Annotated in this window: 1 protein-coding gene; it reads left to right on the top strand. The window is 69.4% G+C overall.

Features of this window, described 5'->3' with window-relative positions; all coding sequences use genetic code 11:
- Nucleotides 1-366 (top strand): DUF222 domain-containing protein (locus tag IF83_RS0129570; protein ID WP_158711136.1); only part of this gene is annotated, 366 nt, incomplete at both ends.

The raw sequence follows: 366 nt of genomic DNA, 5'->3' as shown, positions 1-366 counted from the left end.
GTTGAAGGCGTGGGAGCGGCACATCGCGTGGATTCAGGCGCAGCAGGTGCGTTTGCTGGCCGATGTCGAGGCGGAGGTGCTGGAGGCGCCGCCGAACGAGATGGGGTGGGTGGACTACGACTGGAACTTCGCCTGCGATGACGTCGCCTGCGCATTGAAGCTGTCGGGGACGACCGCCGCCGACCGCCTCGCGGTCGCCACTGCCCTGGAGAGCCGGTTCCCCACCACGGTCGGCCTGCTGGAGCGCGGGGAGATCTGCTACCTGCAGGCCAAGGCCCTCACCGAGACCACCCACACCCTGGACCCCGAAGCCGCAGCCGCCGTGGAGGCGATGGTGGTGGGGAAGATGCCCACCCAGTCGGTGGG

The sequence above is a fragment of the Streptomyces albus subsp. albus genome, from assembly GCF_000719865.1.
Classification (GTDB): Bacteria; Actinomycetota; Actinomycetes; order Streptomycetales; family Streptomycetaceae; genus Streptomyces; species Streptomyces albus_E.
The sequence above is the reverse complement of the archived record's forward strand: the minus strand, read 5'-3'. Positions and strand labels throughout refer to the sequence as shown.